The sequence below is a fragment of the Microaerobacter geothermalis genome, assembly GCF_021608135.1.
Taxonomy (GTDB): domain Bacteria; phylum Bacillota; class Bacilli; order DSM-22679; family DSM-22679; genus Microaerobacter; species Microaerobacter geothermalis.
Genome location: NZ_JAKIHL010000054.1, coordinates 1 through 15,166 on the forward strand (window position 1 = coordinate 1; position 15,166 = coordinate 15,166).

General features: G+C 41.8%; 14 protein-coding genes and 2 riboswitches. All 14 genes read right to left on the bottom strand.

The window, feature by feature from the left end:
• Positions 1 to 498: 498 nt before the first annotated feature.
• The 14 genes from L1765_RS14855 to L1765_RS14920 all read right to left on the bottom strand — a co-directional run bounded on the left by L1765_RS14855 (position 499) and on the right by L1765_RS14920 (position 14,786).
• The gene (locus L1765_RS14855; RefSeq protein WP_236408275.1) at positions 499 to 987 is read right to left on the bottom strand and encodes an RNA-guided endonuclease InsQ/TnpB family protein; all 489 of its coding nucleotides are present in this window, start codon (positions 985 to 987) and stop codon (positions 499 to 501) included.
• Positions 988 to 1,042: 55 nt separating this feature from the next.
• Positions 1,043 to 2,344, bottom strand: coding sequence for an NCS2 family permease (locus tag L1765_RS14860; RefSeq protein WP_236408276.1), 1,302 nt, complete (start codon positions 2,342 to 2,344; stop codon positions 1,043 to 1,045).
• 115 nt (positions 2,345 to 2,459) lie between these two features.
• Positions 2,460 to 2,561, bottom strand: a riboswitch (purine riboswitch).
• A gap of 83 nt (positions 2,562 to 2,644) precedes the next feature.
• Positions 2,645 to 4,183: a glutamine-hydrolyzing GMP synthase gene (gene guaA, locus L1765_RS14865; RefSeq protein WP_236408277.1), complete on the bottom strand. Its 1,539-nt coding sequence runs from the start codon at positions 4,181 to 4,183 to the stop codon at positions 2,645 to 2,647.
• 267 nt (positions 4,184 to 4,450) lie between these two features.
• A riboswitch (purine riboswitch) is annotated at positions 4,451 to 4,553 on the bottom strand.
• 102 nt (positions 4,554 to 4,655) lie between these two features.
• The gene (locus L1765_RS14870) at positions 4,656 to 4,940 is read right to left on the bottom strand and encodes a chaperone NapD (RefSeq protein WP_236408278.1); all 285 of its coding nucleotides are present in this window, start codon (positions 4,938 to 4,940) and stop codon (positions 4,656 to 4,658) included.
• A gap of 25 nt (positions 4,941 to 4,965) precedes the next feature.
• Complete coding sequence (locus L1765_RS14875) at positions 4,966 to 5,310, bottom strand: hypothetical protein (RefSeq protein WP_236408279.1); 345 nt, start codon at positions 5,308 to 5,310, stop codon at positions 4,966 to 4,968.
• Between the two features lie 12 nt (positions 5,311 to 5,322).
• Entirely contained in the window at positions 5,323 to 7,764 is a 2,442-nt protein-coding gene (locus L1765_RS14880) for a molybdopterin-dependent oxidoreductase (RefSeq protein ID WP_236408280.1), read from the bottom strand.
• A gap of 44 nt (positions 7,765 to 7,808) precedes the next feature.
• The gene (locus tag L1765_RS14885; protein ID WP_236408281.1) at positions 7,809 to 8,687 is read right to left on the bottom strand and encodes a NapH/MauN family ferredoxin-type protein; all 879 of its coding nucleotides are present in this window, start codon (positions 8,685 to 8,687) and stop codon (positions 7,809 to 7,811) included.
• Positions 8,678 to 9,295 (bottom strand): 4Fe-4S dicluster domain-containing protein, encoded by a 618-nt coding sequence (locus tag L1765_RS14890; protein ID WP_236408282.1) that lies wholly within the window; start codon positions 9,293 to 9,295, stop codon positions 8,678 to 8,680. Before L1765_RS14890 ends, L1765_RS14885 begins: the two co-directional genes overlap by 10 nt.
• Before the next feature lie 269 nt (positions 9,296 to 9,564).
• Positions 9,565 to 11,190, bottom strand: coding sequence for a chaperonin GroEL (gene groL / locus L1765_RS14895; RefSeq protein WP_236408283.1), 1,626 nt, complete (start codon positions 11,188 to 11,190; stop codon positions 9,565 to 9,567).
• A gap of 77 nt (positions 11,191 to 11,267) precedes the next feature.
• On the bottom strand, positions 11,268 to 11,546 hold the full coding sequence (groES, locus tag L1765_RS14900; protein WP_236408284.1) for a co-chaperone GroES: 279 nt from the start codon (positions 11,544 to 11,546) through the stop codon (positions 11,268 to 11,270).
• Positions 11,547 to 11,800: 254 nt separating this feature from the next.
• Positions 11,801 to 12,538: a twin-arginine translocase subunit TatC gene (gene tatC, locus L1765_RS14905; RefSeq protein WP_236408285.1), complete on the bottom strand. Its 738-nt coding sequence runs from the start codon at positions 12,536 to 12,538 to the stop codon at positions 11,801 to 11,803.
• Positions 12,539 to 12,598: 60 nt separating this feature from the next.
• Positions 12,599 to 13,540 (bottom strand): molybdopterin-binding protein, encoded by a 942-nt coding sequence (locus L1765_RS14910; protein ID WP_236408287.1) that lies wholly within the window; start codon positions 13,538 to 13,540, stop codon positions 12,599 to 12,601.
• A 40-nt stretch (positions 13,541 to 13,580) separates the two neighbouring features.
• On the bottom strand, positions 13,581 to 14,102 hold the full coding sequence (locus L1765_RS14915) for a MogA/MoaB family molybdenum cofactor biosynthesis protein (protein ID WP_236408288.1): 522 nt from the start codon (positions 14,100 to 14,102) through the stop codon (positions 13,581 to 13,583).
• 87 nt (positions 14,103 to 14,189) lie between these two features.
• Positions 14,190 to 14,786 (bottom strand): 5-formyltetrahydrofolate cyclo-ligase, encoded by a 597-nt coding sequence (locus tag L1765_RS14920; protein ID WP_236408286.1) that lies wholly within the window; start codon positions 14,784 to 14,786, stop codon positions 14,190 to 14,192.
• Positions 14,787 to 15,166: the final 380 nt, after the last annotated feature.

Here is a 15,166-nt window from a genome sequence, read left to right on the forward strand (position 1 = left end):
AAGTTTAATCTGCTCTTCTATCCTTATGAGTCCCTTAGACTCTTCCTTACTCCATTTGAATCTTCAGGGTTCGCTTGGCTTCTGCACTGTTCAGTTTTCAAGGTACATCTTTCTTCCTTCCCTCTTCACCGCCCCATCGCGGCGACAAGAAATAATATATCATGTTTGATAAGAATTTGCAAGAGGAAATTTTTTGTTTTGAAACTTTATCTTCTCGTTCCTGCCTGCCCCCTTGCAGCGACATGTTGTAATGTATCATTTTTTCATCCGAAAATCAATGGTAATTTCATGTAATCAAATAAAAACAAAGCCCTTTCAACATGGAAAGAGCTTTGATAATTCTTTGTATATACGAATTGATTGACGCTCACACGGAGCAAGCCCCGTGGATTCCCGCTTCATCGACCTCGCAACCTACTATCTCCACAGGCGTTATGTTTCCCTCCGTCCGAGGGTACTGTTTTCTACGCTAAACCAAGGATTGCTAATCCTCTACGTTCAATGTTGAGAGAAGCATTGTAGTCCCTGTCCATCGCAGTATTGCACGATGGCAATCGATGTCCCATTCGAAAGAAAGGCAAATTCTTTCAAACCCACGTCAATGCCTACAGGCTTTTCATATGTTTTAGGTTGTTGTTCAATCCCTTGTTCGGTGAGGATCGATACAAACCATCGACCATCATTTTTGGATACCGTGATGGACTTTACTTTTCCTTCGATCTGTCTTGATTTACGGTACCGTACTTCCCCAATTTTGGGAATAAAGATGACCTTTTCTTCAATGCGAAACTTTTGAGGGCAAGTAAACGAATCGTGCTTATTCTTCTTTTTAAAGGCAGGAAACTCGGCTACTCCTTTGAAGAAGTTTTTGAAAGCACGGTCTAAATTACGCAACGTGGTTTGCAAACTCTGGGAAAACGATTCGCTTAAAAATGGAAATTGCTCCTTCAAATTCAGCAAGTCCGTAGCCATCTCGTGATAGAACACAAATGTCTTATTCTGTTATACTGCTCCATGTTCTTTTTCAAATAGTAACTTTATGTTATCTCAACCATATAAAATAAGCGAGGAATACTACAAACAACACATACATGATTGGATGAACTTCTCTTCCATGACCTCTTATCAGTTTGGTTAATGGGTAAAGAATAAATCCTAGAGCAATACCTGTGGCAATGCTAAAAGTCAATGGCATTAGTACAGCCGTAAGAAATGCAGGAACAGCTTCCTCTAATTTACTCCATTCAATTTTGCCAAGGCTGGAAGCCATCAACACCCCTACGATAATTAAAGCAGGAGCTGTGACAGCCGCCGTAACAACTGATAATAACGGATAGAAAAATAGCGAAACAAGGAATAATCCTGCTGTAACAACTGAAGCAAAACCAGTTCTTCCTCCAGCAGCGACCCCGGAAGAGGATTCAATGTAAGAGGTTACTGTAGAGGTTCCAAAGATTGCTCCCACGATTGTAGCAACTGAATCAGCTCCAAGCGCTCTTCCTACCCGAGGCATGACATTATTCTTTAAGAAGCCGGCTTGACTTGCCACACCAACCAATGTTCCAGCCGTATCAAAAAAATCTACAAATAGGAAGGTAAATATAACCACTAGCATGTCGGGTGTAAAAAATCCAGCTGAGAATAAGGGTCCAAATAATGCTCCAAAGGTAGGTGAAACATCAGGGATTGCACCAATAACACCAGTTGGCAGGCTGACCAAATTAAAGAACATTCCAATTACAGAGGTAATAACCATTCCGTAAAAAATGCCGCCATTCACCCCTCTAACCATTAAACCGGCGGTTATGATTAAACCTACAATAGCTAACAAAGTATTGCCTTCAGAAAGATTACCCAAACTAACAAATGTTGCTTCATTAGCCACAATAATCCCCGCATTTTTCATGCCGATAAAGGCGATAAACAACCCAATACCTGCTGATGCCGCATACTTTAATCCCACAGGAATCGCATTGATAATCGTCTCTCGAATTTTTGTCAAGGTTAAAATAAAAAATACAATGCCGGAAATAAATACGCCTGCTAATGCAGACTGCCACGGAATACCCATTCCAAGGACAACGACAAATGTAAAAAATGCATTCAATCCCATACCGGGTGCGAGGGCAATCGGGTATTTAGCCCATAAACCCATAATCAACGTACCAATAGCCGCTGCAACTGCGGTTGCAACAAACACGGCACCTTTGTCCATACCTGCATTAGAGAGCATATCGGGATTAACAAACAATATGTATGCCATAGACAAAAACGTGGTTAACCCAGCGATGGTCTCTCTTCGGTAATTTGTGCCGTGCTCAGCAAATCCAAAAAACTTTGACATAACTTAAAGTCCTCCTTAAAAGTAGAATATAAAAATAAAAAAACCAGGCTTAATTTTCCTGGTTTAAAATGAACCATCTCTTAAGGAAGGATCCCTGTTAAACCATAAATGAGGCAACAGAAAACCAATCCTTCGTAGTCTGGTTATTTCCGGCAACCAGGTAGAAACTCCTAAGCCATATTCTTAGGATTATACGAAGCATTTTTTCTAAACACAAAAACAGTGTAACAGGGCGCTCATGGCTTGTCAATGAAAACACGAACGTTTATATATATTTATCTATTTTTATTCGGATTATATCTACTCCCATTCAATGGTAGCAGGTGGTTTGGATGTAATATCATACACCACGCGATTGACACCATCAACCTCATTCACAATCCGATTGGAAATCACCTCAAGAACTTCATACGGAATTCTTGCCCAATCTGCTGTCATTCCATCAACAGAGGTTACACCGCGAATCGCAATCGTATAGGAGTATGTTCTCACATCCCCCATGACCCCAACACTTTGGATATTGGGAAGGACTGTGAAATACTGCCAAATCTCTTTATCTAGCCCGGCCTTCTTGATTTCTTCCCGCAATATTGCATCTGATTCGCGGACCAACTCCAACTTTTCTTCAGTTACTTCACCCAAAACACGGATCCCTAATCCAGGGCCAGGAAAAGGCTGTCTCCATACAATATCATGGGGAATCCCTAATTCTTCTCCAACCTTACGAACCTCATCCTTAAATAAGGCTTTTAAAGGCTCGATCAGTTCCATTTTCATATCTTCAGGCAAACCACCCACATTATGATGGGATTTTATAGTCTGGGCAGTATCGGTTCCACTTTCTATAATGTCTGTATATAAAGTTCCTTGAGCTAAAAAGTCCATTCCGTCAAGTTTCGCTGCTTCTTCCTCAAAAACCCGGACAAATTCATTTCCAATCAGTTTTCTTTTCTTTTCTGGATCTTCAATCCCTCTTAGTTTGGCGAGAAAACGTTCCTTCGCATCAATTTTTATCACATTCATTTGAAAACCTTCTTTAAAGGTTTTCATTACACTTTCAGCTTCACCCTTACGCAAAAGGCCATGATCAACAAACATACAAACAAGTTGATCGCCAATGGCTTTATGAATAAGAACAGCAACAACAGAAGAATCGACTCCACCGCTCAACGCGCAGAGGACCTTTTTGGAACCAACCCTTTTTCGTATTTCTGAAATGGTATCCTCAATAAAGGTCTCCATTGACCAGTTCCCTTCACATTTACAAATGTCATACAAAAAGTTTTTTAACATATCCATACCTTGCAGGGAATGGCGAACTTCAGGATGAAACTGAACGGCATACAGCTTCATTGCCTCATGACCCATTGCTGCAATGGGGGCATGGGGTGTGCTGGCATATACCTTAAAGCCGCTAGGGGGCTCAATAACCTTATCACTATGACTCATCCAAACAACCTGTTCGGGATTAAGACCTTTAAACAGCGGACATTCTCCTTCTATTGAGATCGTTGATTTTCCGTACTCGCGAACATTTGCCCTCTCCACTCTACCCTTCAGGTGATGGGTCATCATCTGCATTCCATAACAGATTCCGAGTATAGGGATCCCTAATTCATAAATGCTTTCATCAACCAGTGGAGCATTTTCACCATATACGCTGGCCGGTCCCCCTGAAAAAACAATTCCTTTGGGTTCGAGTGATTTTATTTTTTCAATGGAAGTATTGTAAGGCATTAATTCGCTATAAACTCCAAGATCCCGAATTCTTCTGGCTATTAACTGATTATATTGTCCTCCAAAATCAAGCACAATGATCATTTCTTGGGGCTTGTCCATTAGGTAACCTCCTCTTTCATATTTCCTCAAACGGTACGACTCCACTTTATAAAAATACAAAAGGACCAGGTCTCATTGTTATACAAAGGCAGAGATCCTCGTCCCATTTCATCACTGATGATTAAATATACTCAGCAACGATAAAGGAAACTTACTTCAGGTGGAGTCTTATACCCCATCCGAAGTAGGTTGAAATTATCCATGGGCTTAGCGTCACTTATCTCCCACTTGAGAATAGAGTCTTAGTGACGCTTAGCCATCGGACAAATTTCCCCGTCTCTGTCTCCGTAGTCAGATGATTTACGGTCATCCGGTAGAAACTTTTGAGCCCTATTCTCAAGATTATACGAGACAGCTTATTTTATTCAACTATAACGAAACAATTCTATCAGTGTACCCGATAAACGGTCAAGCCAAAAAAGAAGATGTATGGTTCATCCATACATCTTCATATGAAAAAGGTAGGGGAAATTTAATTGATGGATTCGTCGCCTTCCGGAGGAATGTAAGGAGCTATCATCGTATCATCTCCCTCGAAATTTACATAAACGGGATATACTCCTATGATTCCGTCCAGCTTCGTCAACCTTTTGACCAACTCATAATTTTCGTCATAGGTTCTTGTTTCCACAGTAGTGATTAACTTGCATCCGTCTTCAATATAATGAACCTCTACTCCCTCAATAGTTTCGAGAGAATCCTTTGTCTGTTCAGCATTTCCATCCTTGGCAACAACCAAAATTCCGGCAATAACCATCTTCTCTCACCCCCTGATGTCATTTCTATTGATTAAATGCTTCCCTTGAATCTGCCTGAGGAACATGACATTGGACACAAGAGTCCCTTTCTGGATGAGGTGTTTTAGGTGCCCCGCCGATTCCTTCCTGATGACAGCTTAAACATGTGGGCTGTCCTTTATCATCTCTGCCCCAGCGGCCTTCAATGGTATGGGGGATAACAGGGGGCCCGTAATTGGCAATCACTTCTTTTACGATGGTTTCTGGCTGTTTTTCAGCAGGAGGAGGTGCTTGCTGTGCGCCTTCTTGAGTTGAGCTGCATCCAACTGCGATAAGGATTACAACAAAGATAAGAATCATTAAAGTTATTCCCAATCCTGTTCTTTTCATCTTTTATCCCTCCTATACCTTTTCAATCTTAACGGCACATTTCTTAAAATCAGGTTGTTTGGATATTGGACAGTAAGCATCTAATGTAACCAGGTTAATCAAACGATCCTCATCAAACCAAGGTACAAACACCAGTCCCTTCTGCGGTTTTCCTCGTCCGTTGATCAGTGCCGGGGCCTCCATCTGCCCCCTTCTTGACGTAATCCGAATCATATCTCCGTTCTTAACACCCAATTTCTGGGCATCTTCCTGATGGATCTCCACATAGGCTTCAGGTACAGCACGGTGCAATTCAGGAACCCGGCGGGTCATGCTCCCGCTATGCCAATGCTCTAATACACGGCCAGTACATAGCCAGAATGGATATTCCTGATCGGGAACCTCAGGAGCCGGTTCAAAGGGTCGGAACCAGCAGGCAGCCCTGTTATCATCTTTCTTTTGCTTGTAAAAATCAATATTATTGTATTTTCCAGGTTTAGCCTGGCTATCAAAATTTTTCGTTTGATCTCCAGCCAAGTAACGCCACTTCGTTTCATACCACTGACCATTTACTTCACGGACCGGCCATGTCATTCCCCTTCTATTAATATATTCCTTATAGGGCGCTAAATCTTTTCCCAATCCTAAAGTAAACAGACGGTATTCATCAAAAAGCTGCTCAACCAGCTTTGATTCATCTGATGTATCATAGGGGAACAGTTTATGATATAGCTCTGGTTCGAGAACCCTTTTAGCAATCTCCATAATCTGCCATGTATCATTTTTTGCCTCCCCTGGCGGTTCCATGCATTTAGCCAAATGCTGGGTTCTCCTTTCAGCATTTCCAAAAAAACCTTCTTTTTCTACCCACAATGCTGACGGGAGTACAACATCGGCAAATTTGGTCGAATATGTGGGATAAACCTCTGACACGACAATGAATACATCCTTTAGAAGTTCTACATTGGAATACCGGCTAGTTTTGGGCATGCTTTGCGCCCAGTTGTTGTTCATCGTCCACAAAAATCGAATTCTACCACCTGGATAATCCGGATTGGTCACTGCCCTAAACATCTCCACCGTATGAAGGCCAGGCTTTGCAATGGGATCCAAATACCCCTTCGGTAGCTTCCATATTTCCTCTGCTTTCGCACGATGATCCGGATTATTCACTACCATATCGGCAGGGAGGCGGTGTGCAAAAACTCCGACTTCTCGGGCTGTTCCACAAGCACTCGGTTGGCCGGTTAAAGAGAATGGACTGTTTCCCGGAGTTGATACTTTTCCTGTTAGCAGGTGGATGGCATAGACCAGGTTGTTTATCCAGGTTCCCCTGGTATGCTGGTTCATTCCCATTGTCCAGAAGGACATTACCTTCCTGTTGGGATCTCCGTAAAGTTTAGCTAAATACTCAATTTTTTCCTTTGGAACTCCGGAAATTTCCTCTGCCTTTTCAAGGGTATATTCGGAAACCAGTTCCTTATACTCTTCAAAGGTTATTTTTTCCGGTTTGTCATTAAATGAAAAACCATCTTCCAATCCATATCCGATATTGGTTAGCCCCTTCTTAAAGACCACGTGATCCTTTATAAAAGCTTCGTTTACCATACCGTTTTGGATAATGTAATTACAAATCGCATTGGCGATGGCCAAATCGGATTGCGGAATAAATTCCAAAAATTCGTCTGCCGTTTCTGTGGTTCTGGTATAACGGGTACCCAAATCAACATGAATGACTCCCGGTGTACTAATCTTTCGAGCCGTAACCCTGGAGTAAAGAATAGGATGCTGCTCTGCCATATTGGCTCCCCAGGTAACAAAAACATCGGCATTTTCAATATCCTCATACACCCCCGGTGGTTCATCGGAGCCAAAAGTGGTCATAAATCCTGTAACCGCACTGGCCATACACAGTCTGGCGTTGGGATCGATATTATTATTTAACAATCCGGCCTTCCATAGTTTTACAGCTGCATACCCTTCCTGAACATACATCTGACCAGATCCCCAGAAAGCAATTCCCCTCTGTCCATACTTGTCCTTTGCTTCCTTTAGTTTGTTTGCCACCAAATCCAGGGCTTCTTCCCAAGTGGCCTCACGGAATCCTTCCATTGTACCTTTTTTGCTTACATCTTCACGAATCAATGGTTTGGTTAAACGATCCTTGCCAAATAAAATTTTGGAAACAAAATACCCCTTTACACAATTTAATCCTCTGTTTACAGGATTCTCTGGATCCCCCTGATTGGCAACTACTTTTCCATCCTTTACCCCAACCAGAATTCCACATCCCGTTCCACAAAAGCGACAAGTGGCTTTTCTCCATTCATCGGGCTCTACTGTTTTTATCACCTCTTGGGGAATGGGTTCTGAATTCCCGACTGGGGCTCCCGTCTCTTTCTTGCTGCATCCCGCTGCAGCAAGGGTTGCTGATACAGCAGCTGCCTTAAGTAAACTTCTTCTCGATATTTTCATACACTTAAACCTCCTTATCTTTGAATAAATTGAATTTAGAAATGTCACATTTTTGTGACGGGAGTGCGTTTTAATACATCCGTTTGTTTATTCCCGGATTGTTTGTTTCCCGTAAAGCGGAATCCAATCTCTATTGCATCGGTCGGACATATATCTGAACAGGCACCGCATAAACTGCAATCCCCATCTTTCACTATGTGTATTTTTTTAGTAATGGCCTCTTCAAGAATGACCGGGTCAGCAAAGCATACAGCCTGGCACTTTCTGCAGGTCACACATTTTTCTGGATTTACCCTTACACGAAACAGACCAAATTTGCCAATGCTGTGATAGAACCCGCCTAGTGGACAAAAATATCTGCACCATCCTCTTTTTGAGACCAACAAATCAAACAGGGTAATCGCTATCAATAGAAAAATGCCAATTCCCCAAAGAAAAAGTATATTGCGCATCACATTATTCGTTGGAGTAAACAGTTCATATACCGGAATTCCTGCTGCAAATGAAAGAATCAAAATGAAAACCATCCATTTGATTTTTGTCGTTCTTTGAAACTTTTTATCGGGAAGTGTCATGAATTTACGGAGCTTATCTGTAGTCTCTAATATGGTATTAACCGGACAGACCCAACTGCAGAACACCCTGCCGCTCAACAAGAAATATAAGGAAAAAATAATAAAAGCAGAGCTGATATATTCCCAATGGATCGCCTTAGAAGCTAACGTAACCTGAAGGGCAGCAAAGGGATCCGATAATTCGATACCAAAAATCTCTGATGACGCCAAAGAACCATGAAACTGAATGAATGGAGTAATTTCTTGTCCGGGAACCGTGTTCCATGTCAGCAGAAGGGGAGATAAAAACAACAATAAGATGAATATCTGTACACTTCTTCTTATGAGGACCCACTTTTTCACTCCCATAAATGCTTCCTCCACAATTCCCTTGGTTTCACTTGTATGGCAACAGGATTATCCACGACACAAACATGTTCACAAATTCCGCATCCCACACATTTATCCGTATAAACAACCGGTCCAAAGACAGAATGTGTCGGGTCATTATGCCTTAAGGAAAATTCTAGGGTAATAGCTTCATCGATAAAGGGACAGTTTCGGTAACATACTTCACAACGAATCCCTTGCCAGGCAATACAATATGTTTTGCTAATCACCGCTTCACCCATATTCACATCAGGCCTTACTTTGATTCCGGATAAAGCTCCGGTTGGACAGGCCTCCACACAGGGAAAATCTTCACACAATCGGCACGGACTTTCCCTGGCATGAATGTACGGAGTGCCTAAACCTATTCCAAATTCCGGGCCGGCCATTAATATCGCATCATAGGGACAAGCTTGATTGCATTTCCCGCATCGTGAACATAAGGCCAAAAATTCATCCTCTTCTGCCGCTCCCGGCGGTCTTAAAGCCGGTTTAGATGCCCCTTTCATTACCCTCAACAATTCGTAAGATGCAATTCCTCCGATTAACCACTTGATCCCACTTACCATCCCCCCTATTCCAGACAACTTTCTCACCTTCATTTCGTACTCATTTCGTCAGTTTATTACTTAATTCAAATCTATTCGTCCATCCATACCCCCACTGTGACATATATCACACATTTTAATCACAATTTTGAAAATTTTTTGTCTAATTTGTAGCAATTGTGAACAAATTGAGTTAATATTAATAATTTTAGTTTTTATCCATACAAAAAAGCATGGACGATTTGTCCATGCTTTTTTGTGCTTATTTTCATTGTTTATTGCGAATGATTTACGCTTGGTCATTGACCTTACATCATGTCCATGCCGCCCATGCCACCTGGCATACCTGCAGGAGCTTTTTCTGGTTCTGGTTTATCAGCAACCACTGCTTCAGTAGTTAAGAACATTGCAGCGACGGAAGCAGCATTTTGCAATGCGGAACGGGTTACTTTTGCAGGGTCAACAATACCTGCTTCCATCATATTTACCCATTCTCCAGTAGCAGCATTAAATCCGACTCCGATATCTTCTTTCTTCAACCGCTCTACAATAACAGAACCTTCTAACCCTGCATTGGCAGCAATTTGACGAACAGGCTCTTCAAGTGCACGAAGGACAATATTGACACCAGTTTTTTCGTCTCCGGAGGCTTCAATCTTTTGAACCGCAGAAACCACGTTCACCAGAGCTGTTCCTCCACCGGATACAATTCCCTCTTCAACAGCTGCACGCGTAGAGTTCAAAGCATCTTCAATGCGAAGCTTCTTCTCTTTTAACTCAGTTTCCGTAGCAGCACCAACCTTGATTACCGCTACACCACCAGCTAATTTAGCTAATCTTTCTTGAAGCTTTTCTCTATCAAATTCTGATGTGGTATCTTCAATTTGCTGACGGATTTGGTTAACCCTTGCACCAATTTTTGAGCGATCTCCGGCACCTTCAACAATGGTGGTGTTTTCTTTGGTCACTACTACTTTCCCAGCGCGACCCAATTGGTCAACGGTAGCAGACTTTAATTCCAGTCCCAAATCTTCAGTAATTACCTGACCACCGGTTAAGATCGCGATATCCTCAAGCATGGCTTTGCGGCGGTCACCAAATCCAGGAGCCTTCACAGCTACGGCATTAAAGGTTCCGCGGAGTTTGTTCACTACTAAAGTAGCAAGGGCTTCACCCTCCACATCTTCAGCAATGAGCAATAATGGCTTGCCCAATTGGACAACTTTTTCAAGAACAGGAAGAATTTCTTGGATGTTAGAAATCTTCTTATCGGTAATTAAGATATATGGATTTTCCAATACCGCTTCCATTTTGTCGGTATCAGTAATCATGTACGGAGAGACATATCCCCTGTCAAACTGCATTCCTTCCACAACTTCCAGTTCAGTGACAAAACCTTTGGACTCTTCTACGGTAATGACTCCGTCATTTCCTACTTTATCCATCGCTTCAGCAATTAATTGACCCACTTCATCGTCTCCTGAAGAAATGGCGGCAACTTGTGCGATTGAAGCTTTTCCTTCAATAGGCTTCGCTATGTTTTTAATTTCAGAAACAGCTGCTTGAACCGCTTTCTCAATACCTTTGCGGATCACCATAGGATTAGCACCAGCAGTCACGTTCTTTAATCCTTCACGGATCATGGCTTGGGCCAGAACCGTAGCGGTTGTTGTTCCGTCTCCGGCTACATCATTGGTTTTTGTCGCTACTTCTTTCACCAGTTGAGCTCCCATGTTTTCAAACGCATCTTCAAGTTCAATTTCCTTGGCAATGGTAACTCCATCGTTGGTAATAAGAGGAGAACCAAATTTCTTTTCCAATACAACATTTCGTCCCTTAGGTCCAAGGGTTACTTTAACCGCATTTGCCAATGCATCCACTCCGCGAAGCATCGCTCTGCGCGCATCTTCACTAAACTTAATTTCTTTTGCCATCTTTATTAAACCCTCCCTATAATGTTGTCATCATTCAACATATGTGTCGCAATCCTCAGTAATTCTTAAGTAAAGTCTTACAATATGGCTAAAATGTCACTTTCACGCATGATTAATACTTCTTTTCCTTGGTATTTCACTTCTGTTCCGGCATATTTGGAGAAAATCACCCGATCTCCCTCTTTCACTTCAAGGGGAATTTTTTCTCCATTTTCATAGCGGCCGCTTCCCACAGCAATGATTTTTCCTTCTTGGGGCTTCTCCTTGGCTGTATCTGGAAGAACGATTCCGCTTGCCGTAGTTTCTTCTTTGGCAATAGGTTCAACAACAACACGATCACCTAGTGGCTTTAACACAGCAAATACCCTCCTTGACAATTCATTCTTAATTTTTGAAGTATTGTTAGCACTCGATTAAGGAGAGTGCTAACAATACATATCATATACATTTTTTTCTTATTTTGCAACCCACTTTAGAAAAAAAATGCCCAAAAAACAGTATATCCTATTTAAAGCCTTTATACACTTTCCTCATTCTTTTTTACTCTGGCCCTCCCTTTGATTTTTACTCATTTACAAAAAGAAAAATGCCCTTAAAACAAAGGGCATTCCTATGAAGGATATCCTTTTTCCCATTCTTCAAGGGCTTTTAACCTTCTTCGATACACCACCTTGGAGAGCCATACGCTTAATTCATATAAAACAAGAAGTGGAATGGTTACCAAAACATCAGAGATGATTTCCGGAGGTGTGATGGTCACCGCAACGACGACCAGAATAAAATAAGCCACTCTTCTCAACTTGATTAGCTTGTCTGGATGGATGATGTCCAATCGGGTCAACAACATGACCACCAAAGGCATTTCAAAAAGAAAGCCGAACGGAAGCACAATATTAAACATAAAGCCAAAGTATTGAGCCAGTCCGTATACTTCCTGTGCCCCTATCCCTTTGGCGATATTTGACATAAATCCAACGACCATAGGAAACAAAATATAGTATCCGAAAAAGATTCCCACGATAAATAATAAAAGAGAAAAAGGAAGAAAAATTGCAATGACTCTCTTCTCATCCGGCAGCAATGCTGGTGACACAAACCTCCACAAGTGAAAAAGAAAAAATGGTACCGTTAAAACAATACTGATCACGAAGGCTATTTGAATATATATACGAAGAGCATCAGATAACCCAAATACATTCCAGGTTAAATAAGCAGCTGCCGGATCATTCTTTAAGATTTGAATGGCATAAGGAGCAAGAACAAAGCCTGCAATCATTGAAATTACAAAAAATATCAACACCCAAATGATTCGCTTCCGGAATTCCCCGAGATGATCTCTAAAGGGCATTTCTCCCCCATAACTCTTATCCACCATATCACCTTTCCCACAAAGAGGATGTTGAAAAGATTAACAATGATAAAGTCCCCCATAACCCAGTTGTATCACGTCTTTTTTCTCTATTTTCTCCCCGGCCAGGATCCTTGGAAGAAATACGTCAAATGACGTATAAGGATCATGCATCACACATCCCGGCAGTCCCAAAATCGGAATTTGATGATGATAGGCAATCATTAACATAGACCCCGGCAGCATGGGGGTTCCATAACTGACCACCTCAGTTGCTGCCAACCGAATGGCTCCTGGTGTCCGATCGTCAGGGTCAACTGACATTCCACCAGTTGTCAACACTATTTCCGCTCCTTTTTCAATAAGATCCAATATTTCCCCTCTGATTACTTCCAAGTCATCGGGAGCAAAGCGCTGTTCCAGCACTGTACAGCCAAGGGATTCTACCTTTTCTTTTACGACAGGTCCAAATTGATCCTGAATCCTTCTTTTATAGACTTCGCTGCCCGTGGTTACAATCCCAACCTTTAGCGGCCTCAAGGGAAGAACCTCTACCACAGGTTTTTTTACACAGGAGATGGCCGAATCTATCCGTACTTTTTCAATCACCAACGGGATGACTCTTGCGACAGCAAGCGGTTCATTTTCCTTCACCAATTGGTTGGTGAGCCGGGTGGAAATCACAATACCTTCCACTTCATTCATACGATGAACAATAGGCTCGTCAATTTTTAACAGACCGGTAATGGCGGAACGTATCATCACTTTTCCTTCATGGGCTTCTCCCATTACGGTATTGGCACCGGAGATGGTCTGAGCAAGATTGAAGGCGGCGTCATTTTCATGAAGCTCTCCTTCTTCCAATTCCAAGATATAGATGTGTTCCTTTCCGATATTGAGCAATTCGGGAATGTCCTTCTCTTCGATTCGATGTCCTTTTCGGAAGGCTCGTCCCTTAAATTCTCCTGGTACAATTTTCGTTAAATCATGGGCTAGGATCATTCCTACCGCATCTTTCACAGCTACCTCTTTTTTCACAGATTTATCGCACCTCTTCCAAATCGGGATTGGTCGCACATTCTCCAGTTTTGCCTTGCAAAATATTTAAAGCATGGGATAGTTGATCTGAAATGGCCATGAAGCATTCCTTCACTCCCTTCGGACTTCCCGGTAAATTGATAATCAGGGTATTTCCCCTTGTTCCAGATACGGCCCTTGTTAACAGCGCCCGTCTGGTACTTTGTAATGAAGCCCTTCTCATTTCTTCACTAAGTCCCGGTACTTCCCGATCAATGATTTTCCGTGTGGCCTCGGGAGTCACATCCCTTGGGCTTAACCCTGTCCCTCCGGTGGTCAGCAAAAGGTCCACATTTTCCCTGTCAATCAACTCAATCATGTTTTCCTTCAATGTCTCAATACAATCCGGCACCACCCGGTAACCTACCACTTGACCATTTAATTCGTTTTTCACCAGCTCCATCAAAAGTTTAGCGCTTTCATCCTCACGCTCTCCCCTTGACGCTTTATCACTAGCTGTAAGAATTCCAACTCTCCACATCGTGATTACCCCTCCTTCAAAAAGTTTGCCGTAATCTCGTTTCGTTATTTTTAATCTACTATTCGTTATTTTTATTCTACTATAAGTATTGAATTAGTGGTAAGACCTTCTCCATATCTTTTTTTCTGTCACCAGCCAATCCACCTTCACATCATAAATATCTGTTGGAACCTTTTCAACGACCTGGCATTGAAAAGATACAGCCACTTTTAAAGGATTGTGAGTCAATTTATGAAAAAAACGGTCATAGTAACCGGCTCCATACCCAATCCTTCCCCCATCGAGGTCAAAGGCCACTCCTGGAACAATAATCAATGGAATCTCTTCCAACTTCTTAACCCGTTCACACTGTTCAGGAATGGGTTCCAAGATGCCAAAGGAACCTCTTTTTAACTGATTCCATTTTTCTACCACATAGGGAACAATTTCTTTGTTCTTATTTTCTGTTTTAGGCAGGATAATTTTCTTCCCCTGGTCCCATCCTTCTTCAATTAGTGGAATCATATTCACTTCCGTCCCAAAGGAAACAAATAACATCCAGGTATCATACTGATCCAATGCACCTGTATTTTTAAGGTTGTTTATAATCTGCTGGGACGCTTCCCTTCTTTCCTTTTCCGTCATTTGATTCCTCATAAACAGAATTTTTTTTCTTAATTCTTCTTTGGTAATAGATAACGCTTCTTTCACTTTTACACTTCCTCCCTTTCATCTGATCAAGTTGCACCTTTTCCATCCCTCCGTTACACTGATATCTATAAGGGTTAAGTACTGAAAGGCTGGCTTCAGTCATACTTTGATATGAGAATAACATTTGATATGAAAATAATTCCCTCCCTGGGCATACTGATCTAAAAATGTCAAGTGCTTGGTATCAATTTCCAGATAAAAATGGGTATAGGGATGCCCGGGATAATCGTTGTAAATGTTTCCAGTAGTTATGATGCAGTATTCTTCTGAACTTCGTATCCTAATTGACGCACCTTAGCGATAAAATATCTTTCCATTCGTTCTTGGTTTCGCTTCTGTAAAAAGTCTTCACCTAACTCTTTATAGTGATCATCGTTTAA

Coding starts and splice junctions, on each gene's coding strand:
- L1765_RS14860 (WP_236408276.1), bottom strand. CDS start 2,344: ATGTCAAAGTTTTTTGGATTTGCTGAGCACGGCACAAATTACCGAAGA.
- guaA (WP_236408277.1), bottom strand. CDS start 4,183: ATGGACAAGCCCCAAGAAATGATCATTGTGCTTGATTTTGGAGGACAA.
- L1765_RS14870 (WP_236408278.1), bottom strand. CDS start 4,940: ATGGTTATTGCCGGAATTTTGGTTGTTGCCAAGGATGGAAATGCTGAA.
- L1765_RS14875 (WP_236408279.1), bottom strand. CDS start 5,310: ATGAAAAGAACAGGATTGGGAATAACTTTAATGATTCTTATCTTTGTT.
- L1765_RS14880 (WP_236408280.1), bottom strand. CDS start 7,764: ATGAAAATATCGAGAAGAAGTTTACTTAAGGCAGCTGCTGTATCAGCA.
- L1765_RS14885 (WP_236408281.1), bottom strand. CDS start 8,687: ATGGGAGTGAAAAAGTGGGTCCTCATAAGAAGAAGTGTACAGATATTC.
- groL (WP_236408283.1), bottom strand. CDS start 11,190: ATGGCAAAAGAAATTAAGTTTAGTGAAGATGCGCGCAGAGCGATGCTT.
- tatC (WP_236408285.1), bottom strand. CDS start 12,538: ATGCCCTTTAGAGATCATCTCGGGGAATTCCGGAAGCGAATCATTTGG.
- L1765_RS14910 (WP_236408287.1), bottom strand. CDS start 13,540: ATGATCCTAGCCCATGATTTAACGAAAATTGTACCAGGAGAATTTAAG.